This is a genomic window from Halobacillus campisalis (assembly GCF_030345335.1).
Lineage (GTDB): Bacteria > Bacillota > Bacilli > Bacillales > Halobacillaceae > Halobacillus_A > Halobacillus_A campisalis.
Genome location: NZ_JAPVRC010000003.1, coordinates 82416 through 103410, shown reverse-complemented (window position 1 = coordinate 103410; position 20995 = coordinate 82416). Strand labels below are relative to the sequence as shown.

At 42.7% G+C, this 20995-nt stretch carries 23 protein-coding genes and 1 riboswitch; of the genes, 15 read left to right on the top strand and 8 right to left on the bottom strand.

Annotated features, from left to right (window positions below; all coding sequences use genetic code 11):
- Position 1: 1 nt before the first annotated feature.
- Genes O2Q26_RS07995 through O2Q26_RS07975 form a run of 5 tightly spaced genes read right to left on the bottom strand, consistent with a single transcriptional unit; the run spans position 2 to position 2843 of the window.
- Positions 2–1129, bottom strand: a complete 1128-nt coding sequence (locus O2Q26_RS07995; RefSeq protein WP_289215421.1) for an MBL fold metallo-hydrolase — start codon at positions 1127–1129, stop codon at positions 2–4.
- 41 nt (positions 1130–1170) lie between these two features.
- Positions 1171–1731 carry a sulfurtransferase TusA family protein gene (locus O2Q26_RS07990; protein WP_289215420.1) on the bottom strand — a complete coding sequence of 187 codons (561 nt, stop codon included), beginning with the start codon at positions 1729–1731 and terminating at the stop codon, positions 1171–1173.
- Positions 1732–1747: 16 nt separating this feature from the next.
- Positions 1748–2035, bottom strand: coding sequence for a rhodanese-like domain-containing protein (locus O2Q26_RS07985; protein WP_289215419.1), 288 nt, complete (start codon positions 2033–2035; stop codon positions 1748–1750).
- A gap of 15 nt (positions 2036–2050) precedes the next feature.
- A complete protein-coding gene (locus tag O2Q26_RS07980) occupies positions 2051–2530 on the bottom strand; it encodes a DsrE/DsrF/DrsH-like family protein (protein ID WP_289215418.1) in 480 nt (159 codons plus the stop codon).
- A gap of 55 nt (positions 2531–2585) precedes the next feature.
- Positions 2586–2843, bottom strand: coding sequence for a metal-sensitive transcriptional regulator (locus tag O2Q26_RS07975; protein WP_289215417.1), 258 nt, complete (start codon positions 2841–2843; stop codon positions 2586–2588).
- A gap of 134 nt (positions 2844–2977) precedes the next feature.
- On the opposite strand from O2Q26_RS07975, the gene O2Q26_RS07970 reads away from it, so the two are divergent.
- The gene (locus O2Q26_RS07970) at positions 2978–3697 is read left to right on the top strand and encodes a DUF421 domain-containing protein (RefSeq protein WP_289215416.1); all 720 of its coding nucleotides are present in this window, start codon (positions 2978–2980) and stop codon (positions 3695–3697) included.
- 44 nt (positions 3698–3741) lie between these two features.
- On the opposite strand, the gene O2Q26_RS07965 is transcribed toward O2Q26_RS07970, so the two are convergent.
- A complete protein-coding gene (locus O2Q26_RS07965) occupies positions 3742–4125 on the bottom strand; it encodes a DUF302 domain-containing protein (RefSeq protein ID WP_289215415.1) in 384 nt (127 codons plus the stop codon).
- Between the two features lie 260 nt (positions 4126–4385).
- On the opposite strand from O2Q26_RS07965, the gene O2Q26_RS07960 reads away from it, so the two are divergent.
- The 5 genes from O2Q26_RS07960 (at position 4386) to O2Q26_RS07940 (ending at position 10060) form a co-directional block, all read left to right on the top strand.
- On the top strand, positions 4386–5123 hold the full coding sequence (locus tag O2Q26_RS07960; protein ID WP_289215414.1) for a Cof-type HAD-IIB family hydrolase: 738 nt from the start codon (positions 4386–4388) through the stop codon (positions 5121–5123).
- Positions 5124–5370: 247 nt separating this feature from the next.
- On the top strand, positions 5371–6519 hold the full coding sequence (locus tag O2Q26_RS07955) for an acyl-CoA dehydrogenase family protein (RefSeq protein ID WP_289215413.1): 1149 nt from the start codon (positions 5371–5373) through the stop codon (positions 6517–6519).
- A 25-nt stretch (positions 6520–6544) separates the two neighbouring features.
- The gene (locus O2Q26_RS07950) at positions 6545–7699 is read left to right on the top strand and encodes a thiolase family protein (protein ID WP_289215412.1); all 1155 of its coding nucleotides are present in this window, start codon (positions 6545–6547) and stop codon (positions 7697–7699) included.
- A 4-nt stretch (positions 7700–7703) separates the two neighbouring features.
- On the top strand, positions 7704–8471 hold the full coding sequence (locus O2Q26_RS07945; RefSeq protein ID WP_289215411.1) for a 3-hydroxyacyl-CoA dehydrogenase: 768 nt from the start codon (positions 7704–7706) through the stop codon (positions 8469–8471).
- A gap of 59 nt (positions 8472–8530) precedes the next feature.
- Positions 8531–10060, top strand: a complete 1530-nt coding sequence (locus tag O2Q26_RS07940; protein ID WP_390216055.1) for a fatty acid--CoA ligase — start codon at positions 8531–8533, stop codon at positions 10058–10060.
- A gap of 49 nt (positions 10061–10109) precedes the next feature.
- On the opposite strand, the gene ligD is transcribed toward O2Q26_RS07940, so the two are convergent.
- Positions 10110–11876: a DNA ligase D gene (gene ligD, locus O2Q26_RS07935; RefSeq protein ID WP_289215409.1), complete on the bottom strand. Its 1767-nt coding sequence runs from the start codon at positions 11874–11876 to the stop codon at positions 10110–10112.
- A gap of 101 nt (positions 11877–11977) precedes the next feature.
- On the opposite strand from ligD, the gene ku reads away from it, so the two are divergent.
- The 5 genes from ku to O2Q26_RS07910 all read left to right on the top strand — a co-directional run bounded on the left by ku (position 11978) and on the right by O2Q26_RS07910 (position 16438).
- Positions 11978–12823 carry a non-homologous end joining protein Ku gene (gene ku, locus O2Q26_RS07930; protein ID WP_289215408.1) on the top strand — a complete coding sequence of 282 codons (846 nt, stop codon included), beginning with the start codon at positions 11978–11980 and terminating at the stop codon, positions 12821–12823.
- Positions 12824–12921: 98 nt separating this feature from the next.
- Positions 12922–13101 carry a hypothetical protein gene (locus O2Q26_RS07925; protein WP_253934888.1) on the top strand — a complete coding sequence of 60 codons (180 nt, stop codon included), beginning with the start codon at positions 12922–12924 and terminating at the stop codon, positions 13099–13101.
- On the top strand, positions 13094–13687 hold the full coding sequence (locus O2Q26_RS07920) for a Fic/DOC family protein (RefSeq protein ID WP_289215407.1): 594 nt from the start codon (positions 13094–13096) through the stop codon (positions 13685–13687). The genes O2Q26_RS07925 and O2Q26_RS07920 overlap by 8 nt, the downstream gene beginning before the upstream one ends.
- 81 nt (positions 13688–13768) lie before the next feature.
- Positions 13769–14728 carry a pyridoxal-phosphate dependent enzyme gene (locus O2Q26_RS07915; protein ID WP_289215406.1) on the top strand — a complete coding sequence of 320 codons (960 nt, stop codon included), beginning with the start codon at positions 13769–13771 and terminating at the stop codon, positions 14726–14728.
- A gap of 24 nt (positions 14729–14752) precedes the next feature.
- Entirely contained in the window at positions 14753–16438 is a 1686-nt protein-coding gene (locus O2Q26_RS07910; RefSeq protein WP_289215405.1) for a PucR family transcriptional regulator, read from the top strand.
- Positions 16439–16598: 160 nt separating this feature from the next.
- On the opposite strand, the gene O2Q26_RS07905 is transcribed toward O2Q26_RS07910, so the two are convergent.
- Positions 16599–17123 carry a DUF3221 domain-containing protein gene (locus O2Q26_RS07905; protein WP_289215404.1) on the bottom strand — a complete coding sequence of 175 codons (525 nt, stop codon included), beginning with the start codon at positions 17121–17123 and terminating at the stop codon, positions 16599–16601.
- Between the two features lie 123 nt (positions 17124–17246).
- Positions 17247–17355, top strand: a riboswitch (TPP riboswitch).
- Between the two features lie 85 nt (positions 17356–17440).
- Between O2Q26_RS07905 and thiW the strand changes: the two genes are divergently transcribed.
- From thiW to thiM, 4 genes are all read left to right on the top strand, one after another.
- Positions 17441–17932 carry an energy coupling factor transporter S component ThiW gene (gene thiW / locus O2Q26_RS07900; protein WP_289215403.1) on the top strand — a complete coding sequence of 164 codons (492 nt, stop codon included), beginning with the start codon at positions 17441–17443 and terminating at the stop codon, positions 17930–17932.
- An 804-nt stretch (positions 17933–18736) separates the two neighbouring features.
- Positions 18737–19426 (top strand): thiaminase II, encoded by a 690-nt coding sequence (gene tenA / locus O2Q26_RS07895; RefSeq protein ID WP_289215402.1) that lies wholly within the window; start codon positions 18737–18739, stop codon positions 19424–19426.
- Complete coding sequence (thiD, locus tag O2Q26_RS07890; protein WP_289215401.1) at positions 19423–20235, top strand: bifunctional hydroxymethylpyrimidine kinase/phosphomethylpyrimidine kinase; 813 nt, start codon at positions 19423–19425, stop codon at positions 20233–20235. Before tenA ends, thiD begins: the two co-directional genes overlap by 4 nt.
- Positions 20226–20993, top strand: a complete 768-nt coding sequence (thiM, locus tag O2Q26_RS07885; RefSeq protein WP_289215400.1) for a hydroxyethylthiazole kinase — start codon at positions 20226–20228, stop codon at positions 20991–20993. The genes thiD and thiM overlap by 10 nt, the downstream gene beginning before the upstream one ends.
- The last annotated feature ends 2 nt before the right edge of the window (positions 20994–20995 follow it).

Genomic DNA, 20995 nt, shown 5'->3' with positions numbered 1-20995 from the left:
TTTATCTTACTGCACATCGGTTTGGACCAATTTCCATCTCTCGCTGATCCTCGTCCGAAGGATTGGTTTTACCCATGTTCATTTCACGAATTTCTTGATAAGCATTAGGTTGTGGCGGAAGGTTTTCCGTCACCATCTTCCTAAATTCCTCTTCGTTCTCAATGTTAAGACCGTGATTATTTTTAAATAAGGTGTCTAGCCTTTCAGAAACTGTACCGTCGTCATTTAATTCATCTATAGTCATGAAGTGTGCAGGCAGGACAATAAGTTCGTCAGAGAGCTCTTTATAACGCGTATAAAGTGTGTCTCGTAAATCCTGTACCCAGTCTTCAGCTTTACCAGCTAAGTCTGGACGTCCAATCGAATCGATGAATAGTATATCTCCAGACAGAAGGTACTGTTCATCAATGACAAATGAAGTAGAGCCGATCGTGTGCCCTGGAGAGTAAATAGCATGGATCGTAATATTTGTGTCTCCAACTTTTACTATCTCTTGATCTTCTAATGGCGCGTAATCAAATGTAACTTCAGCAGCATCCTTTGGAGGGAGCCAATACGTCGCTCCTGTTTGTGCAGCAAGTTTGCGTCCTCCTGAAATGTGATCAGCATGCAGGTGAGTATCGAATATATGAACGACCTTAGCACCTTTATTTTCAGCAAATGCTACATAGGCATCCGTCATTCGAGTCGCATCAATAATAGCTGCTTCGCCATTAGAGATCACCATGTAGGAGAGGCAGCCTTTCCCGATGCGTACGAATTGATAAAGTTCGCCGCCATCATTTAAGTCTGCTACTTTAACAGGTTCAAGATATTCACTCCATGCTTTCATTCCACCTTGTAAATAATAAACATCTCTTTTTTCTTCAGAAAGCATGTCAGCAACCATAATTGAGGACCCTTCTTTTGCACAAACAACAAGGATATCTTGATCAGAAGGCAGTTGGTCTAAAATTTCTTCTACTCCATCCAATAAGTCGAAATAAGGAATATTAAGGTATGTGATGCCTTTCCCTTCAATTTTCCAATCTTGAAAGGCATCTTCATTTCGCACGTCCAAAATAAATAGTTGATCATTGTTTAAGATTTTTTCAGTAACTTCTTGAGCTGTCATTGGATTAACAGTCATATCTATAATTACCCCCTAAGGTATTAATTTTGTTAAAAAAATTAGTTGGATTTTTTAGTTTCTCCTGACCATTCACTCATACCTGGAACGACATTGTAGACATGGTCAAAACCTTTAGCTGCTAACTTCTGAGCTGCCATGTCACTACGGTTGCCTGTGCGGCACACCACATAAATATTCTTCGTATCATCGATTTCACCCATACGCTCATCTAAATCGCTTAATGGAATAGATATAGCGCCTGGAATATGACCAAATGCATACTCTGCGGATTCGCGTACATCTAAAATAACCGCATTTTCATCTAAAGATTCTATTGATTCGTTACCCACAACATTCGGATGCTGCTTCTCCTGGGTGTCTTCATCGCTTGATTTGCGAATATAATGGCTCAAAACATCATGATCTTCCGTAGTACCAAGGTATTGATTTCCAGTCTTGTCAGCCCAAGCTTTCATGTCGGCTGTCGAGCCTTTATCCGTTGCTTCAATTTTAATCACTTGGCCAGACGCTAATTCTTTTATCGCTTTCTTCGCTTTGACTATAGGCATCGGGCAAGCAAGACCTTTCGCATCAAGAGTTTGATCTGTTTTAATATTCATATTTAATCCCCCTCAGTTATTTAGTTTCACCTTCATAATTCATCATTCCGCCATCCATGTTTGTTACATTAAATCCTTGATCTTCAAGGAATTGAGTAGCTTGACCACTGCGTCCGCCAGAGCGGCAAACCATAACGTAATCTTTAGATTTATCAAGTTCATTCATGCGGAATTCAATGAGTCCGAGTGGTATATTTACGGCACCAGGTATTTTACCGGCAGCTACTTCATCCGTTTCTCGAACATCAATAATATTTAGAGCTTCATACTGTTTTTCTACTTCTTTTACAGACATCGTTTTCATGTTAATTCCTCCTTGTTAAATAAACAGGTTAACGTTACCGTCTTCAGCATTACCTAAATAAGCAGCAACCCCTGCGTATTCGATTTCCTCCAGCAATTCTTCTTTTCTTAGTCCTAGTAAGTCCATAGTCATTGTACAAGCCACAAGATTCACTTCTTGTTCCTGCGCCATATCAATTAGTTCTGGTAAAGGCATAGCGTTGTGCTTCTTCATAACGTCTTTAATCATTTTAGGGCCAAAACCGGCATAGTTCATTTTAGAAAGACCCATTTTATCGGCCCCTCTAGGCATCATTTTTCCGAACATTTTCTCCATGAAGTTTTTCTTTATTGCCACATGGCCATCTTTACGAAGAGCGTTTAACCCCCAGAAAGTATGGAAGACTGTTACCTCATGGTCGTAAGCCGCTGCTCCATTTGCGATGATGTAAGCCGCCATGGCCTTATCGTAGTCTCCGCTGAATAAAATAATATTTGTCTTTTTTGTTTCTGACATATTAACCCTCCTAATATACTTATACACCCATGGGTATATTTTGTTATAAAAAAATTTATCTGCTTTTTACTAACAATTGCACAGCTTCGTTGATTGTTTCTTCTTTAGATTCTTCATCTCGTGCATCCTGAATGCACTCGACGAGGTTGGAACTGACAACTACGCCTATCGTACGGTCCAGTCCGCTGCGGGCTGCTGAAAGCTGTGTAATGACGTCTTTGCAGTCTTTACCTTCTTCCATCATTTTTAAAACTCCGCGCAGCTGCCCTTCCATACGCTTCACTCTATTTTTTACAGAGTTATTGTATTCCATATCGAGACCCTCCCTTATTGGAGTTTGAAATTAATAATTTATGAATAGTACATGACCAATAATATACCCTGGTAGGTATATTGTCAATGGTTAAAATTTTATTTTTGGAAAGGCTAGAAAAGAGGTGTTGCTAAATGGAAATTGTAATGGATGGTGTGAAAGTGATAGGAAGAATTGTTACAATCCTGCCATTACTGCTAGTTGTCGGTCTTTATATGGGGAAGCGTTCAATAGGTGAACTTCCTGTTTTTGATTTTTTAGTCGTACTAGTTTTAGGTTCAGTGGTAGGAGCGGATATAGCTGACCCAAACATCGATCATATTCACACCGTAGTAGCCATGATTGTCATCGCTCTTTTGCATCAATTCATTATATTTATCAAATTGAATAACAAGAAGTTAGGTAAACTGCTCACCTTTGAACCTACGGTCGTTATATACGATGGTAAATTCCTTTTTAAAAATATGAAGAAAGTCCATTATGCCATTGATAACATTATGCAGATGCTTCGAGAGAAGAACGTGTTCTCCGTGCAAGATGTAGAAATGGCTATAGTAGAAGCGAACGGGCGATTATCCGTAAAACTAAAAGGAGCAAAAGAGTGGGCAGCGAAAGAAGACGTAGGAGCTATAGTAAGTGCTGCGGAATACGATGTTCCAGTGATTCTTGATGGAGAACTGCAACGCCCTATGTTACAAAGGTTGAATAAAAATGAAGAATGGATAAAAAGTAAATTATTGAAAAATAACATTACCGATGCGAAAGAAGTATTTTATGGGGCGCTTACCCCGTCCGGTACATTTGTTTACTCATTAAAGAATGAAGATACTTCTGTTCCTCCAATAGAACATTAAAAAGAGAAGCATTCCTTCAACGGGAAGCTTCTCTTTTTTTGAGGTTATACGCTTTTATCCATACAACTGATCAGACGTTCTTCGATATCTGCAGCAAGAGATTCGATGGTGTCATCATTTACCATGCTGATAAGGGCTGTGGGTCTCGGCATCCCTATTTTAGTTGTACCTTCATCGTCATAAACAACCATTTTACATGGTAAAAAATATCCAGCCATCTGATTTTCACTTAAAACCTTTTGTGCTTCTTTTGGGTTGCATACTTCTAACACCTTATATTCTTTTTCGAAATCGAGCCCTTTTTCTTGGAGTTTGTCTTTAATATCGAATGTCCAGAGTACGCCAAACTGCTGCTCTTTTAAACTAGCTTCCAAACTTTCAACTGCTTCAGTGACGTTTTTATTTGTGGAAACGGTGTAATCAAACATTCTTAGCCTCCTATTTTTTATTCATATGTAATATACCCTGCTATGTATTGATTTAATCTGATTACTTTGTAAATTTAATCGGTAAATACATCAGTACGGGGAATTTATGTAGTGGAAGACTGCTGGCTCCTGCCTGTAGTTTAAAAGTCCATTTAATGGAGTGATTTTTGTAGAAAAGGTAAAAAGTTAAACCGTAAACCTGTATCATTTCATCCTTTTGTATTAGAATAAGGGGAGCAAAAGAGAGGACGTGAACATCCATGAAAAAAGATATTAAATTAATCGCACTAGATATGGACGGTACATTATTGAATTCTGGGGAGACCGTCTCAGAAGCTAACTATAAGGCTATAAAAAAAGCAAAAGATCAAGGCATCCATGTCGTTCTAAGTACAGGACGCTCTTTGGAAAGGTGCCAGGAGATTGCTGAATCTCTCGGCCGCTCTTCTTACATTGTAACGATCAATGGGGGAGAGATCTATAATGATAAATTCGAGCTTGTCGATCAAACGGTACTCGATGCTGCTCTTGTCGAGCGTTTATGGGAGCTTAAGGAAGAACATGACGTCCATTATTGGTCGACGACAGTGCAGGGGCAATTCAACAGCTCCGAGAATTTTGAAAAAGAAATCAACGAGTATGACTGGCTGAAATTCGGTTTTGATATACAAGATGATGAAATAAGGCAAGTGGTGTTAGATGAATTACAAAATAATGAGGCGCTGGAGATTTCCAACTCGAGTCCTACTAATATTGAAGTCAACCCTTCAGGGGTGAATAAAGCAGCTGCTCTCCTTAAAGTATGTGAAAGATTGGACATTGAAATGGAAAACGTGATGGCTGTAGGTGACAGCTTAAATGATATGGCCATGATCAAAGAAGCAGGTATAGGCGTAGCCATGGGGAATGCTCAGGAAGATGTTAAAAATGAGGCTGCATGGGTAACATCTACAAATGATGAAGATGGAGTCGCTGAAGCTATTGAGCGTATTTTATAGTTTTTTAATGAAAAGATGGCATATAAGTGGGGATCTGACCATAAATTAGTAACACCCTACCTAAAGTCTCCTCCTATACAAAAAGCACGGTTCCTTATTTCTAAGGGATCGTGTTTTTTTGGTGTTAAAATTTGAAAACGCTTACTACGTGAGAAGGATTTTCAAATTTAAAACCGAATACAGTAAAGGAGACATATTTTTCAAAATTAATATTTCGGAAGGCTTCTGTAAAACAAGGGAGGATTTTATGAAGGCATCCTATCTTAAGGAAGAGCACGATATTTTAAGGAATTCTATAAAGAGATTTTTAGAAAAAGAAGCGTACCCTTACTTTCAGGAGTGGGAAGAGAAGCAAATGATTCCGAGATCATTTTGGAAGAAGATGGGGGAGCAGGGCTTTCTATGTCCATGGCTGGATGAAAAGTACGGCGGGTATGAAGCGGATTTTGGGTATTCGGTGGTCATCAATGAAGAGCTCGAAAAAGTAGGTACAGGACTGATAGGAATAGGGCTTCACAACGATATAGTTGTCCCTTACCTTTATCACTATGGGACAGAAGCGCAAAAGAATAAGTGGCTAGCAAAATGCGCGAGCGGCGACATCATTACAGCCATTGCTATGACAGAACCCGGGGCAGGTTCCGATTTGGCTAGTATTCGAACGAGTGCCCAATTAAGCGATGATAATTATCTAGTGAATGGAGAAAAAACGTTCATCACGAATGGGATCCACGCTGACTTGATTGTAATTGTATGTAAAACCGACTCGAAAATTTCTCCTCCTTACCGGGGAATCAGCCTGCTTGCAGTAGAACGGGACACGGGTGGATTTTCACGGGGGAAACAACTGAATAAAATAGGCTTACATAGCCAGGATACCGCCGAACTGGTATTTCAGGACGCAAAAGTTCCAAGAGACAATCTTCTTGGGGAACCAGGGGAGGGTTTCTATTATTTAATGGATCAACTCCAGCAAGAGCGTTTGATCGTCGCAATCGGGGGTATTTCAGCCAGTGAACGTATGCTTGAGATAACTGTAGATTACGTGAAACAGCGAAAAGCATTCGGCCAATCCATCGCTTCGTTTCAAAACACCCAGTTCACTCTCGCAGAATTGCAGACAGAAGTGGAAATTGGACGAACTTTTTTAGATAGGACCATTGAAGCCCATATGAATGGTGAGGACGTAGTCAAAGAAGTTTCTATGGCTAAATGGTGGATCACCGAACTTGTGAAAAAGGTAGCTGCTGCCTGCATGCACTTGCATGGCGGGTATGGATATATGGAAGAGTATGAGATTGCCAGAAGATATCGCGATGCTCCTGTAACTGCTATTTACGCAGGATCCAATGAAATTATGAAATCCATTATCGCTAAGAAAATGGGACTGCATTAAGTCAATTTATGTGGAGGTATATGTTATGAATGAAGTTGTCATTGTAGAAGCTGTCCGAACACCTGTCGGAAAAAGAAACGGACTTTTAAGTGAAATCAGACCAGACGAGCTGCTCGCTAAGGTGTTGAGGGAAGTCGTAGACCGCATTTCCCTTGACCCGAAGGAAGTGGAGGATGTTATAGCCGGCTGTGTTTCTCAAGTGGGGGAACAAGCCGGGGATGTAGCTCGTATTGCGTCATTAATCGCAGGATATCCAAAAGAGGTGCCAGGCGTTACTATAGATCGTCAATGTGGATCGAGCCAGCAGGCGGTTCACTTTGCGTCTCAGGCTATTGCCAGCGGTGATATGGATGTTGTGGTTGCTTGCGGTGTGGAAAGTATGTCCAGGGTTCCTATGTTCTCGAATATGAAGAATACAAAGTATAGCGATAGACTAACCGACCGTTTTGAGATCATCAACCAAGGACTATCTGCAGAAAAGATGGCAGATCATTGGAAATTAAGCAGGAGCGACTTGGATGAATATGCGGCCGCCAGTCATGAAAAAGCGTTGAGAGCGATAGCAGAGGAACGATTTGATAGGGAAATTATGCATGTTGAGGCAAAAGACAAACAAGGTTTACCTATCATGATGAAAGTGGATGAAGGACCAAGGAAAGGTTCTACAGTAGAAACTCTGGCTGAATTAAAGTCTGTTTTCGAAGAACAAGGGGTCATAACCGCAGGAAATGCCAGCCAAATAAGTGATGGTGCCTCTGCCGTGTTATTAATGTCCCGGCAGAAAGCAGAAAATCTTGGTCTTAAGCCTCGATTCCGTATCGTTTCCCGCTCTGTTGTAGGTTCTGATCCGACGTTTATGTTGACAGGTCCGATCCCGGCCACTCAAAAAGCATTACAAAAAGCCGGACTGAGCATTGAAGATATCGATTTGTATGAAGTGAATGAAGCATTTGCTCCAGTACCTTTGTGCTGGTTGAAAGAGATAGGGGCTGACCCTGAAAAATTGAATGTGAATGGTGGTGCTATCGCTTTAGGCCACCCATTAGGTGCCACAGGTACAAAATTACTGACGACGCTGATTCATGAATTAGAACGGTCCAAGTCCCGATATGGACTGCAGGCGGTCTGCGAGGGGATGGGCATGGCAAATGCCACGATCATAGAAAGACTGGAGGAATAAGGAGATGCAAGTGAATGAGCTGACCGCTGTAGTGACAGGGGGAGCTTCAGGTTTAGGAGAAGCAACTGTGAGAAGGATTGTTGCCCACGGGGGAAGAGCGATCATTGCAGATCAAAATATTGAGAAAGGACAAGCTCTAGAAGGTGAATTGGGATCTTCTGCTGTTTTCTGTGGAGTTGATGTGACGTCAGAAGAACAAGTAAAGAAGATGATCAGTTTATCAGTCCAACAATTTGGATCCGTTAACAGTCTTGTTAATTGTGCGGGAATTGTGATTGCAGAGAAGGTTTCAGGAAAAGAAGGCGCCCATAAACTGGGTTCTTTTCAAAAGGTGATTGAAGTGAATCTAATCGGCACCTTCAACATGATTCGTTTGGTCACTGAACAGATGCAGGAAAATGTTCCTAACGAAGAAGGCGAACGAGGCATCATTATTAATACGGCATCCATTGCGGCTTTTGAAGGTCAGATCGGACAGGCTGCTTACAGTGCTTCTAAAGGAGGCGTTGCTGGGATGACTCTTCCTATTTCGCGGGAGCTTGCGCGTTACGGCATTAGAGTGATGACGATTGCACCAGGGCTATTTGAAACTCCGATGTTCGAAGTTCTTCCTGATTCTGCAAAAGAGGCACTCGGTCAGATGACACCATTTCCGAAGCGTCTTGGAAAACCGGATGAATATGCAAGGTTAGTTTTAAGTATCGTTGAAAATTCCATGATGAACGGGGAGGTGGTTCGACTCGACGGAGCCATAAGGTTACAGCCAAGGTAGGGGCAGGACGACAAAATAAAAAAAGGGAGTGGATCAGGGTGGGTCCAACGTTGAAGAGCATGTTCGAGCAGACAGTAGCAAAGTATCCAAATAAAGAAGGTCTTGTGGATTTACGTTTGGGTACAAGGTGGACATACCGGGAGTGGAATGACGAAGTAAATAGAATGGCCAGCACTCTTCTTGCTGAAGGGGTGGATAAAGGCGACCGTGTCTCTACAGTACTTTTTAACACCGCTGAATTCGCTACGACTTTATTTGCATGTATGAAAATCGGTGCCGTATTTAATCCGATCAATTTTCGCCTGACGTCTCAAGAAATAGATTTTATTATTAAAGATGCCAGTCCTAAAGTAGTTATCTTCGAAAAAGCTACGGCAGGTTCCTTAGAAGGGGTAGCATCAGAATCTCCTCATATCGATTTTTGGTCGATTGATGAACCTGATTTGTCTTATGCAAGGTACTACTATCAAATGATCGAAGGATCAGATACGTCGCGTCCTGACTGTTTGATAGAAGAGGATGATCTTTATGCTATCATGTACACTTCGGGTACAACCGGCACCCCTAAAGGTGTCCTTCATACACATCGTGATATGGTGGATCAAGCTCTTGTGTTAACGGCTACCTTGAGGTTGACACCGCAAGATCGCGGCTTAACGGTTGCTCCTATGTTTCATTGTGCTGAGCTCCATTGTACATTCTTCCCTAGAGTGATGGTTGGAGCAGCTAATGTCATTCTTCATCATTTTGACGCCCCTGCAATGATTGAAACGGTACGTGAAGAACAAATCTCTACTTTATTTGCTGCTCCGACGATGTGGAACATGGTGCTGCAGGAAGACTTTTCTCAAGAAGACTTTTCAACGTTAAGGCAAGGACTTTATGGCGGGGCTCCTATGGCTCCTGCGTTAACCACCCGATTACATGAAGCGCTTGGCGTTCAGTTGCTGCAGGCTTATGGAATGACTGAAATGGGTCCTGCTATTACAGCACTCTTTGAGGATGAACAAATATCCAAAGCGGGGTCTGCAGGAAGAGCGTTGATCAACCATGAGGTGCGGGTTGTCAGAACACAGGAAAACGGACCTTCTGATCCCGATGACGTTTGTGCTCCTGGTGAATTAGGGGAGATCGTGGTGCGGGGCCCAAGCACAATGAAGGGGTATTATAACCGGCCTGAAGCCACAGAGGAAGTGATGTATAAAGGATGGTATCACTCTGGTGATATAGGAACCTTTGATGATGATGGGTATCTATGGGTGAGCGATCGAGTTAAAGATATGATCATTTCGGGAGGAGAGAATATCTATTCCAGGGAAGTGGAGGATGCTTTGTTCGCCCATCCTTCTGTGGTAGATGCTGCCGTGATCGGAGAGCCGGATGAAATGTGGGGCGAAAGAGTGGTTGCCTATATTGTTTCTAAAGAAGCTGTGACAGCTGACGAGCTTGAAGAGTATTGTATATCGAGCAGCAGTCTTGCACGATATAAACGGCCAAGGCGATACGAATTTGTTGATGAACTGCCGAGAAATGCCAGCGGTAAATTACAAAAGTTTAAACTGAGAGAACAATTTGAACGGCATATCTAACGTAAATAGAAACGAAGGGCTCTACTATATATAGTAGAGCCCTTCGTTTCTATAGTTTTTTAATCGTAGTGATCGGCTGATACTTTCTTACGTCGTGAAAATGCTGAAAAGGGCATCCAAGCTTATGGATCCGTTCCATAACGTTTCTAACGGTAAACATGGAAGGCGTCAGGGGCGCATCTAATTCGTGCCAAAATAGCGGAGCAGCTACACTTGCTTCTTTCGTAGCCCGTGCAGAATAAGGAGCAATGATCGTTTTTCCCTCTGCATGCTGTACGTAGTCAATATAGAGACGTCCTCCGCGATTTTTCTTCAAACGTTCAATGGTGAAGAGGTCGGGCTTTTCTTTAACGAGAAGCAAAGCCAACTGTTCAGTGAATCTTCGGGTCTCTTTATAGGTCATACTGCCTTCATCGATAGGAAGGTGAATTTGCAGCCCTTTGTTTCCTGATGTTTTTACAAAACTGTAGACTCCTAGCTCGTCCAACAGATGTTTTAACAATCCGGCGGCTAAAATTGCTGAATCAAAACTTTCTCTCTCTGGAGGATCTAAATCTAAAATGATTTCGTCAGGATGATCGGATAAAGTCTTTTGGAAAGGAAGATGAAATTCAAGGGCCCCCTGATTGCCGAGCCATAATAGGGAAGACAGCTGTTCGGCTCTCAGACGCATTTCACCTTCGCTCGTCGGCTGCCCTTTCACATGATCTGGTGCATAATCCGACGCATTCTTTTGAAAAAAAGATTGTTGCTTAATTCCATCAGGGTAGCGTATCACCGTCACGTGCTTATCTTTAAAATATGGAAGCATATAAGCAGCCGCATGACGTAAATAAATGAGGTAATCCTTCTTGGTTATACCGTTAGGCCATAATTGTTTGTCGGTATGGGTGTATTCGACATCTTGAGGGAAGAGAGATAAGTCCCATTTCAGCTTATCTGCCGTGCACTCGTTTGGGTTGAGGTCAAAGCGGAATTTATTGAACTGAGGTTCTCTTAACTCTCCCCTGGAGGCTTCTAAACAATTGATATCCGCACAAATGCTTGGCTGTAATCTCCATCCATTTCCTTTTTCTCTAAAAAAAGTGCGTAAAGTTTTGGATTCTTCATCACTCAGCCCGTTTTTAAAACGTCCGAGTACGATTCTTTCTTCTCCGTCATAAATTTCTGCCTCATAGTAATCATTTTCTGGATTGTATTGAGTGAGGAAGCCGGATACCGTCCGCCACTCTTTTATTTTCAGCCACGACCTCGTTCTTTTATTATACGCATAAGAGCTGTCTACCCTCTTGGCTATTATACCTTCACCTAAATGGTCAAAGACTAGCCTTTGGACCGATTCCTTATCCTTAAATGACTCTACATAGTTCAGAGCAGGTGTGCTCAGCTGTTCAATGAACTCTTTAAGGTGTCTTTTCCTGTCCAAATATGGCTGGGATGTTAAGTCACTGTCCCGTTTCAGCATGTCAAAGGCCATAAATACAGCGGGACGACGGGAAGAAAGTTGCTTGATTTTTTCAAGTTTCTTCATACGCCCTCTTGTTTGCAAAAGGGGGAAGTTTGCTTGATAGGCATTATTTAAAATAACAATTTCCCCATCCAAGAGGATAGGTTCTTCATTTAACGTACAGTTATCTAAAGCGTTTATTATTTCAGGGAATTGCCGAGATAAATCTGTTCCATTTCTACTCCTCAACTCCACTCCACCTGTTGTCCAGCTAAGGAACGCTCTGAAACCGTCATATTTCACCTCGTACATCCATTCTTCCCCCTCAATGAGGGAAGAGGACAAAGTCGGAAGCATTGGCTTGTCCATTCATTTCACCTGCTTTTCTCCTCATAGTTTAAGCGATACGCAGGGATTTAATCATAAATTTAATGTTCGAGTACATGCTAAATAAAAAGGAGTGTGGATCGATGCATACGATGTGGAAAGGAACGATAAGCTTTGGACTTGTGAATATTCCGATCAAGCTCCATGCAGCCACTGAAAATAAGGATATCAAGCTGAGACAGCTGCACGAAGAATGCAAATCTCCGATTGAGTATAAGAAAAGGTGTCCCGTTTGTGATAAAGAAATATCGAACGAAGACATTGTAAAAGCTTATGAGTACGCAAAAAATAAATTTGTCGTTCTTGATGCGGAAGATTTGGAGAACTTAAAGAAAGAACAGGAGGATAAGTCGGTTGAAATATTGGATTTTGTCAAATTAGAAGAGATCGATCCGATATACTTCGACCGCAGTTACTTTATGTCGCCTAATGAAGGAGGCACAAAAGCTTATGGGCTTCTTCGCCAGGCTTTAAGCGATACAGGGAAGATCGGAATTGCTAAGATCATCATTCGTTCTAAAGAGCAGCTCGCCATTGTCAGGGTGTATGAAAACACGCTTATTATGGAGACGATTCACTTTCCGGATGAGGTTCGTAATGTGGCAGATGTCCCGAATGTGCCAGAGCAAACGACGGACCTGAGTAAAAAAGAGGTGAGCACAGCTATTACTTTGATCGATCAGCTGACGGCCGAATTTGAACCTGAAAAATATACCGATGAATATCGTACAGCTCTAATGGAATTGATTGAAGCGAAACGAAACAATGAAGAAGTGACGACTGCGAAACAGGAAACCACACCTGAAAATGTGACCAATCTGATGGAAGCTTTAGAAAAATCCCTTGAAAGCACGAAAGAGTCGAAAAAAATTGCCCCAAAACGAAAAACGGCTGCCAAGAAAACAAATCGCAAGAAAAAAACCTCATAAATGCTGTTATGTAGCGTTTTGTCGAACTATATCTCTGTATTTGTACACCGTTTTGTAGTATAATAATAATAGATCAATTCGGTCGGAGGGTTGTTTAGATGAGCGTTCGTACGGATGAGCAGGCAGAGAGCATGATGGAATCTGCAAAAGCTTCCATGGCTATCGAAGGAATGAATTTGAGTAAACGGGAAGAAAGCCTCGTCATGAAACGTTTGACAGGCTCTATTACACATAAAGAATTTTTGAAGCGGGCTTTGGAATTGGCTCGCCATGCCTAGATCCAGGTATGGCAGCGGATCCTCCCGCTATTGTTATGCTGGAACATCCATTCTTATCAACCATTATGATATTAGGAATGATCGTCAGCTTCAAACGATGGAAACGATTTTGGCAACGCAGCGGTTATCAGAGCTTCAGGAGCACCCCGTCAGTGGAGATTTTGATTTGAGGCATCTGCAAAAGATTCATGAATCCATTTTTAAAGATTTATATCCGTTCGCTGGAGAAATAAGAACGGAAAATATCACAAAAGATGGATTTACGTTCGCTCAATCCCAATTTATCCGCCACGCGGCTGGCGAATTATTCGCAAAGCTTTTATCGGAGAACTGGGACCATATGAGTAAGGCTGAATTAGCGGAACGTCTGTCGTATTATATGGCTGAAATTAATGTGCTTCACCCTTTTCGGGAAGGTAACGGACGCAGTCTAAGGGAATTTATCAGGTGTATCGCCCTGGAAGCAGAGTATGTGTTGGACTGGGCAGCTGTTCCGAATGAAGAGGTTTTAGCTGCAAGTATTGAATCTGTTCATAGTTGTGAGCATTTACAAGATGTCATTCATCGATCACTGCGTGAAAAATAATAATGAGGTCGTACATATAGTACGATCTTTATTTTTATGATATATTATCAGAAAAATCTGAATCTATAAAGGAGGGGGATTTTGAAGAATAAGTTGTCGTTAAGGGATGTATGGCAAGCCAATAAGCGTATAAGGAATATAGTGGCCAAAACGCCACTCCTGTATTCTGAGCCCCTCTCAAAGCACACAGGCCGTCACATTTACTTGAAATTAGAAAATTATCAGCCGACGGGTGCTTTTAAATTACGAGGAGCAGCTAATAAAATCTTATCGTTGACACCTGAAGAACAAAGCAAAGGAGTGGCTACCTTTTCTACTGGAAACCACGGCATAGCAGTTGCTTACGTAGCTGAACAGTTGGGGATCAAAGCCACCGTTTGTATATCCAACCGGGTTCCTAATGAAAAAGTGAATAGGTTGATGAGACTGGGCGCAAACGTGGAAAAAGTGGGTGAAAATCAGGATGATGCCGAAGCCTTTTGCTATGAGCTCGAAGAATCACAGGGGCTGACTGTCATTAAGCCTTTTGATGATATCCAAGTAATAGCTGGACAGGGTACGATCGGGCTGGAAATCCTTCGGGAGCTTCCTGAAGTCGATCAGCTTATTATTCCTTTGTCTGGAGGAGGACTGCTTTCAGGAATTGCTTTCACCCTTAAAACGATGATGCCTGATATTCATATTCAGGGAATTTCAATGGAGAATTCAGCAGTCATGCATGAAAGCTTGAAGCGAGGTGTTCCAGTTTCCATGAAAGAGTCGGATACACTGGCAGACAGTTTATTGGGAGGGTTAGGTCCAAGTAATGAACATACGTTTCAATTGACTGGGCAATACTTGGACGAAAGCTTGCTCGTTTCAGAAGAAACTATAAAAAAAGGAATCCTTTTTATGATGGAGCATCATAAAATGATCATAGAAGGGGCTGCCGCTGCTGGTATAGGAAAGGTGCTTCATAAAAGTGAAGAGGCAGGTGAAAATATAGTGATCGTCGTTAGTGGCAATAACGTCGATCATGACACCATTCGTCAGTTGCTTTAGATTAGATTGTAATGGGGTGGTAGGATGGGAATACATGTTGAGGATGTTTTGCAAATCCCTGTGATGGAGCCTGCAAAAGTATTGACCGGTGAAAAGCATCTGAAAGAAAGAGTAATTGAATGGATTTCAGTCATCGAAACACCGGTGGAAAACTTTGTTCGGAGAAATGAATTCGTATTAAGTACAGGAATCGGGTGTAGTGACGATCCGGAAGCGCTTGAGGGTTATGTGCAAGATGTTATTGATTCAGGGGCGTCAGCGCTGGCATTCGCTACAGGAAGGCATATTTATAAAATACCCGATCGGATTACGACCCTGGCGTCTAAACACCAATTCGTCCTTCTTGAGATTCCATGGGATGTGAGATTCGGAGATGTTCTTCATGACGTTTTGTCAGAAATCAGCAAAAGAAAAAGAGTGGAACAGCAGCGCACAGAAGAAATAAGGCAAGAGCTTATTAATTGTGTCCTAAACGGAAAGGGTCTTCAGGAAATTATGAAGATCGTCTATGAAAATACTACGATCCCTGTAGCAATCAGCGACCATAATAAGCTAGTTCGCGCAAACTATTATTTTGACGGCCATATGATCGACGTGCTGAATGGAGAAGCGGCAGGCGATTATGAGCTCATCACCTCCAGGGAGACGCCGTTTAAGGATCATCCGTTATACCATTATATTGAAGAGTACAAGATTGGAAACGATTCTTGCTATCAGCTGACCATTTTATCGAACTATAAAAAACAAGGCTACCTGTTGTTTAAACCGGAAAGCGACACAGAACTCACATGGTCCAACCTCAACATTCTGGAGCACGCCTTGACTGCTTGTGCCTTGTATTTTGTCAAAGAGAATGCTATCGAAATGACGGAAATCCGTTTAAAGGATAATTTCCTTCTCGATCTTGCAAAAACGGATATGGAAATGGATAAACAGCTTCAGTCCAAGGCTCAGCTGCTCGGCTACGATTTGACGAAGCCCTATATATGTCTCGTTGGAGAAATTCGGTTCAAGAAAAAAGTAGATGACCATATTGGAAGTTCCGAGCAGGCCATTATGTCTTCCTCCATGCACAGCCGTAATTACTACATTCAGAAGGAAGTGGCACATGCGGGAGATGTTTTAAAAAGGAGAACGATGGCGACTTTTGAAGATGGTGAAGTGATTGTTTTTTTAGAAGCGGATGACCGTCCTTATGTCGAAACAACGAACCAATTTCTCGATCTTGTGGAACGAAGATTGAATGAATTATTAGCAGGAATTAATATTTCCTGGGGAATATCGATGCATAAGGATGGCATATTTGTATTTCATAAAAGCTATAATGAAGCAGTTACAGCTTATAATATAGGGCGTCAGCAGCATGAAATAGGCGACCGCACTTTCTTCAGCGACACGAGAATGAACCGTTTATTAATTGCTTTGTCCCATGAAAAAGAAATTGAACAAATTGTTAAGAACACTCTCCATAAATTGATAGAATATGATCAAAAGCGACAAACTGACTTGATTAACACGTTCATTGTTTATAATAAATACAACAGCAATGTAAGCCAGACAGCCCGGGCTTTGAATTTACACAGGCAATCGCTGCTCCACAGATTGCGTAATATTGAGCAATTGACAGGACTTTCTTTATTGAACGCGGACGACATGTTTTTGCTTGAACTCAGTGTAAGACTCTGGATGTTGAAAAAAGTAGAAGAGTAAAGCTCTCCTCAGGCTGTTAGAAAGTATCGGCGGCCTGGGGAGATTTTTCATGAGTACAGAAAAAGGTGATTAGAATATTAAAGCTTTTAAAGCTTTAATTTTAAATAATAAGTAGTCATCTTCAATAAACTGGAATTTATAAGCGGACTGCTTTAAAAAATCATTCCTGTTCAAAGTCATCGTCGTCGATAGTTATTCTCTCCGTACCGCTTTCTGTTACAGTGGAACGCATTTTAATTGTCCATTGGTCTTCCTCGTCGTTATATTCCATGGTTTCTACAGATAAGGCATTGCCTCGATCGACTTCACTAAGAGCACTTGCCAGCGCTTCTGACTCATTCAAATCAGCTCCTTTGGGCTGATTGGACTCAACGACAGTCACTTCACCTGCCTGGCCTTGCATGGGGGTGGATTCTGCGATAGGTCCGTCAATTTCAACCTCGACTTTTTTTCCAAGCCACATATCTTTTTCAACTCCTGACACCCAAATTGGTGCCCCGCCTCTGTTTTCAATTAAATCTACTACTAGGATGCTGTCTTCATTCTGGTCCATCACAAATCCAGAAAAAGAGGACGATTCTGCGGGATCATTACTAACTTCTCCAGAGGAATCTGGTTCTTCATTGATGTCTGTCGTTCCACAAGCGGTTAATGACAGTGCAAGTATGACCATCCATTTTTTCATAACGGATCTTTCCCTTCTATAGTTTCAGTGGTTAGTCGGTTCTTTTATGGAAAATGTTACACCTTTTACAATGACAAATCAAAAATGCTTTGTTATGATAGTTGAAACCAATCAAATATTTACAGAAACTACTAGGGGGGCCCAATTGCGGGCTGAGAGGAAAGAAATACTTTCCGACTCTTAAGCACCTGATCTGGTTAACACCAGCGGAGGGAAGTAGTTAGACAATCAGTCTATTACTCTACCTATACCAGTCAGGTCCTTCCCGGGATCTGGCTTTTTTGTGTTTTCCCTCTAATGAAGAAGGGAGGAGTCTCATGAATCGAACACGTTTATTGACCACCATGGCCGTATTTGTAGCGATTGGTACATTAGGTGCTCAACTGCTCTGGTTTCCTGCGGGAGTTGCGAAAGCCTATCCAGTCCAGCATGCAGTTAACGTCATGGCAGCTATAACCCTCGGACCTGGGCCGGCTGTAGTGATCGCTTTTGTGATTGGTTTATTGCGAAATCTGCTCGGTCTGGGAACGTTATTAGCGTTCCCCGGGGGAATGATCGGAGCCTTATTTGCCGGCTATATGTACAAATGGACCAAGAAATCTTTTGCTGCAGCTGGAGGAGAGATGGTAGGTTCTGGTTTAATTGGGGCGATGTTTGCCGTGCCTTTTGCTAATGTGTTGATGGGCAGCTCAGTGGGAGCAGTTGCTTTCTTGCCATCCTTCATCGTAAGCAGCGTCAGCGGAGCACTGTTAGGGTGGCTCGTAGCTTCAAGGGTGAGACGTACCAATTTAGTACCTCAGCTCGACTGACCTTAAATTTAAGGATCCGTTAAATTTCATTGTTGGTATTCATACAAGCATTCTATTCTTGTAGGCGTAGTTCGAGACTTTTGTATGAGTAGACGGTGGCTTTAGAAAAAGGATCGCTTTCCGTGGGCATGTGGTGAGTTTCCTCAGGCTAACGCCTTCCGGGATCTCACCTACCATGTACATCCCACCTCTTACACCATAATAGGTATTAATATTATCAATTGCATAAACGATATGGGGCTACATCCAGCTTCAGCGCTTAGCGGCTACTGAGACTTCCTTCACTTCTGTACGATAAGTCAACATCGAATCACTTTGTTCTTCGTGTTTCCTTTATCTCCGGCAGCTCAGTCCAGTCCATACGCCGCTGAGCAAAGCGCTTCCGCTTTTAAAAGGTAGGAGTCTCGCCGTTTTCTAAAGCCCCCCATCCAATTGGGGGGTGCTCGAGACTACTTTCAATTGTAGGGGATTTTAAGAGTGAAAATGCTGTAAACACGGCATGAGTAATATTATCCACCTATTATTAAGAAGGTTCTTAATGAAGCTATTTCGAGAAGCGCATATATAGTGAGGGGCGGCGGGGAATGGTGAAGACTCCTGTGGGAAGAGAGTGCATGGTGAGATCCCGCAGGACGGGACGTCCGAGGAAGCTCACCGCGCTCCCACGGAAAGCGAGCCATTCCCCGCCGCCCTGATCCACTCACCAAATGTCTCGGAATCAGCAGTCCTGCCATATCGTTGAATAACTTTTCTTTAAAAATCAACAACGACATAACATAGTTAAATTATAAGGAGGCCAAACGTATGAGTTTCACAGAGATGTTGAGAAGGGAAAATAATGATATATTCGAGGCTGTTTTTAACCACCCATTCGTAGAGGGTATTGGGAAAGGGGATGTGCCCCACGATTCTATCGCTCATTATATCAAAGCAGACTACGAATACTTGAATGCTTTCATGCACATTTACGGCGTAGGAATCTCAAAATCTACTAACCGCAAAGATATTGAATACTTCAATGAACAAGTGGGATTCGTATTGAACAGTGAAACCCACCCCCACCAGAACTTTTGTGACGTCATCGGAGTAGGTTATGACGAGCTTCAAGGCTACCCGCTGCCGCCAACAGCTGATCACTACGTCAAACACATGATGTACCACGCCCAGTTGGGAGGGTTGGGTGAAATTCTAGCAGCTATGCTCCCCTGCCCGTGGACGTACCTTGAAATCGGACAACATTTGATGAAAAAATATCAGCCTGGCCCTGACGATACGTTTTACCCATGGATTAAATTTTATGCTGACGAGGAATTTGATACGCTCTCACATGCGATGCGTAATCGTTTAGATGAAGTGGCCGACGAAGCTTCAGAAGCTGAGCGGCAGCGTATGAAAGACGCATTCCGCAAAAGCTGCCAGCTGGAATGGAAGTTCTGGGAGATGGCTTATATTTGTGAAGAATGGCCGCAATGGAAAGGGGTGAATTCGAAATGAGAAATGTCTCCACAGCTCTTACTATTGCCGGGACAGACCCAAGCGGAGGCGCCGGCATCCAGGCCGATCTGAAAACGTTTCAAGAATTGAAATCATATGGCATGAGCGTCATCACTTCAGTCGTATCTCAAAATACAACAGGAGTTAAAGATGTTCACCACCTTCCATCGGAGTTCCTGAAAAGTCAGTTGGAGGCCATTTCATCAGATATGCCTGTCCATGCTTTGAAAACAGGTATGATTTCCAATATGGAAATGATGAAGGTGATTGCAGAGTGGATAGAATCTATTCCTGCCCCTTATGTCATGGATCCTGTTATGGTAGCGACGAGCGGTGACGCCTTGATTGAAGAAGAATCGCGTGGTTATTTACGTGATCACTTATTGCCTTTAGCTTCACTAGTGACGCCCAATATTCCTGAAGCTGAGTATATCCTTGGGGACGAGGTCGAATCGCATGATGATATGAAGAACGCTGCTGAACAGATATGTACGAGGTTTGGGGCAGGTGCTGCCTTGATTAAGGGCGGTCATATGAAAGGGGAAGCGATCGATTTCCTATATGATGGTAAAAGAATACACGAATTCACAAGTGAACGGATCGATACAAACAATACTCACGGCACAGGCTGCACTTACGCAGCCGCAATTACTGCTTTTCTTGGTCAGGGGCACACGCTTCCTGATGCAGTGGAAGAAGCGAAGTACTTCGTTACGGAAGTAATCCGTCACTCTTTTGACCTTGGACAAGGAAGTGGACCGACCAATCATTTCGCGACTCGCGAGGAGGTTTTTAATAAATGGCTATAAAGCTTGTCAATGAAGTCCGGGAGACGAAACCTTTGATTCATAATCTTACGAACGAGGTAGTCATGAATTTTAGTGCAAATGGACTGCTCGCTTTTGGAGGTTCTCCGATAATGGCAATGGCTGAGGAAGACGCAGCGGATATCGCGCAGCTTTCTGACGGTGTATTAATCAATATCGGAACGCTCACTGAACCGCACCTGCGTGCGATGATTCTGGCAGGGAAAGCAGCTAACCAAAAAGACGTTCCTGTCGTTATTGACCCTGTGGGAGTTGCTGCGACGAGTTATCGCACAGAAGCTTTTCAGAGAATCATAGATGAAGTTCAGCCGACGGCCATTAAAGGAAATGCTGGCGAGATGGCTCATCTTGTAGGCATCACGCTAGAAACGAAAGGCGTAGATTCAGTCGGTGAAGGCGATAGTGAAGAGATTGCTAAGAAGGTGGCAGAAAAGTACAACACGATTGCTTTAGTGACAGGGGAGACTGATGTCATCAGCGACGGGCAAGAAATTATGACTAACCAGGCTGGACATGAATGGCTGGGTAAAGTAACGGGGTCAGGCTGTCTGTTAGGCTCAATTTTAGCGGCATGTCTATCGACTTCTGGTACGCGGCTAGAGCAAACCATGGCTGCTGCACGCTTTTATGGACTGGCAGCTGAAAGAGCGTCCAGACACACCACTGTTAACGGACCGGGCACTTTTGCTGCATGTTTTATTGATGCACTTGCAATGGATATAACGAAGCTGGAAGGGTGATG

What these genes read in the sequence shown, in the direction of transcription:
- O2Q26_RS07995 (WP_289215421.1), bottom strand. Translation starts at nt 1,129, where the DNA reads ATGACTGTTAATCCAATGACAGCTCAAGAAGTTACTGAAAAAATCTTA.
- O2Q26_RS07990 (WP_289215420.1), bottom strand. Translation starts at nt 1,731, where the DNA reads ATGAATATTAAAACAGATCAAACTCTTGATGCGAAAGGTCTTGCTTGC.
- O2Q26_RS07985 (WP_289215419.1), bottom strand. Translation starts at nt 2,035, where the DNA reads ATGAAAACGATGTCTGTAAAAGAAGTAGAAAAACAGTATGAAGCTCTA.
- O2Q26_RS07980 (WP_289215418.1), bottom strand. Translation starts at nt 2,530, where the DNA reads ATGTCAGAAACAAAAAAGACAAATATTATTTTATTCAGCGGAGACTAC.
- O2Q26_RS07975 (WP_289215417.1), bottom strand. Translation starts at nt 2,843, where the DNA reads ATGGAATACAATAACTCTGTAAAAAATAGAGTGAAGCGTATGGAAGGG.
- O2Q26_RS07970 (WP_289215416.1), top strand. Translation starts at nt 2,978, where the DNA reads ATGGAAATTGTAATGGATGGTGTGAAAGTGATAGGAAGAATTGTTACA.
- O2Q26_RS07965 (WP_289215415.1), bottom strand. Translation starts at nt 4,125, where the DNA reads ATGTTTGATTACACCGTTTCCACAAATAAAAACGTCACTGAAGCAGTT.
- O2Q26_RS07960 (WP_289215414.1), top strand. Translation starts at nt 4,386, where the DNA reads ATGAAAAAAGATATTAAATTAATCGCACTAGATATGGACGGTACATTA.
- O2Q26_RS07955 (WP_289215413.1), top strand. Translation starts at nt 5,371, where the DNA reads ATGAAGGCATCCTATCTTAAGGAAGAGCACGATATTTTAAGGAATTCT.
- O2Q26_RS07950 (WP_289215412.1), top strand. Translation starts at nt 6,545, where the DNA reads ATGAATGAAGTTGTCATTGTAGAAGCTGTCCGAACACCTGTCGGAAAA.
- O2Q26_RS07945 (WP_289215411.1), top strand. Translation starts at nt 7,704, where the DNA reads ATGCAAGTGAATGAGCTGACCGCTGTAGTGACAGGGGGAGCTTCAGGT.
- O2Q26_RS07940 (WP_390216055.1), top strand. Translation starts at nt 8,531, where the DNA reads ATGTTCGAGCAGACAGTAGCAAAGTATCCAAATAAAGAAGGTCTTGTG.
- ligD (WP_289215409.1), bottom strand. Translation starts at nt 11,876, where the DNA reads ATGGACAAGCCAATGCTTCCGACTTTGTCCTCTTCCCTCATTGAGGGG.
- ku (WP_289215408.1), top strand. Translation starts at nt 11,978, where the DNA reads ATGCATACGATGTGGAAAGGAACGATAAGCTTTGGACTTGTGAATATT.
- O2Q26_RS07925 (WP_253934888.1), top strand. Translation starts at nt 12,922, where the DNA reads ATGAGCGTTCGTACGGATGAGCAGGCAGAGAGCATGATGGAATCTGCA.
- O2Q26_RS07920 (WP_289215407.1), top strand. Translation starts at nt 13,094, where the DNA reads ATGCCTAGATCCAGGTATGGCAGCGGATCCTCCCGCTATTGTTATGCT.
- O2Q26_RS07910 (WP_289215405.1), top strand. Translation starts at nt 14,753, where the DNA reads ATGGGAATACATGTTGAGGATGTTTTGCAAATCCCTGTGATGGAGCCT.
- O2Q26_RS07905 (WP_289215404.1), bottom strand. Translation starts at nt 17,123, where the DNA reads ATGAAAAAATGGATGGTCATACTTGCACTGTCATTAACCGCTTGTGGA.
- thiW (WP_289215403.1), top strand. Translation starts at nt 17,441, where the DNA reads ATGAATCGAACACGTTTATTGACCACCATGGCCGTATTTGTAGCGATT.
- tenA (WP_289215402.1), top strand. Translation starts at nt 18,737, where the DNA reads ATGAGTTTCACAGAGATGTTGAGAAGGGAAAATAATGATATATTCGAG.
- thiD (WP_289215401.1), top strand. Translation starts at nt 19,423, where the DNA reads ATGAGAAATGTCTCCACAGCTCTTACTATTGCCGGGACAGACCCAAGC.
- thiM (WP_289215400.1), top strand. Translation starts at nt 20,226, where the DNA reads ATGGCTATAAAGCTTGTCAATGAAGTCCGGGAGACGAAACCTTTGATT.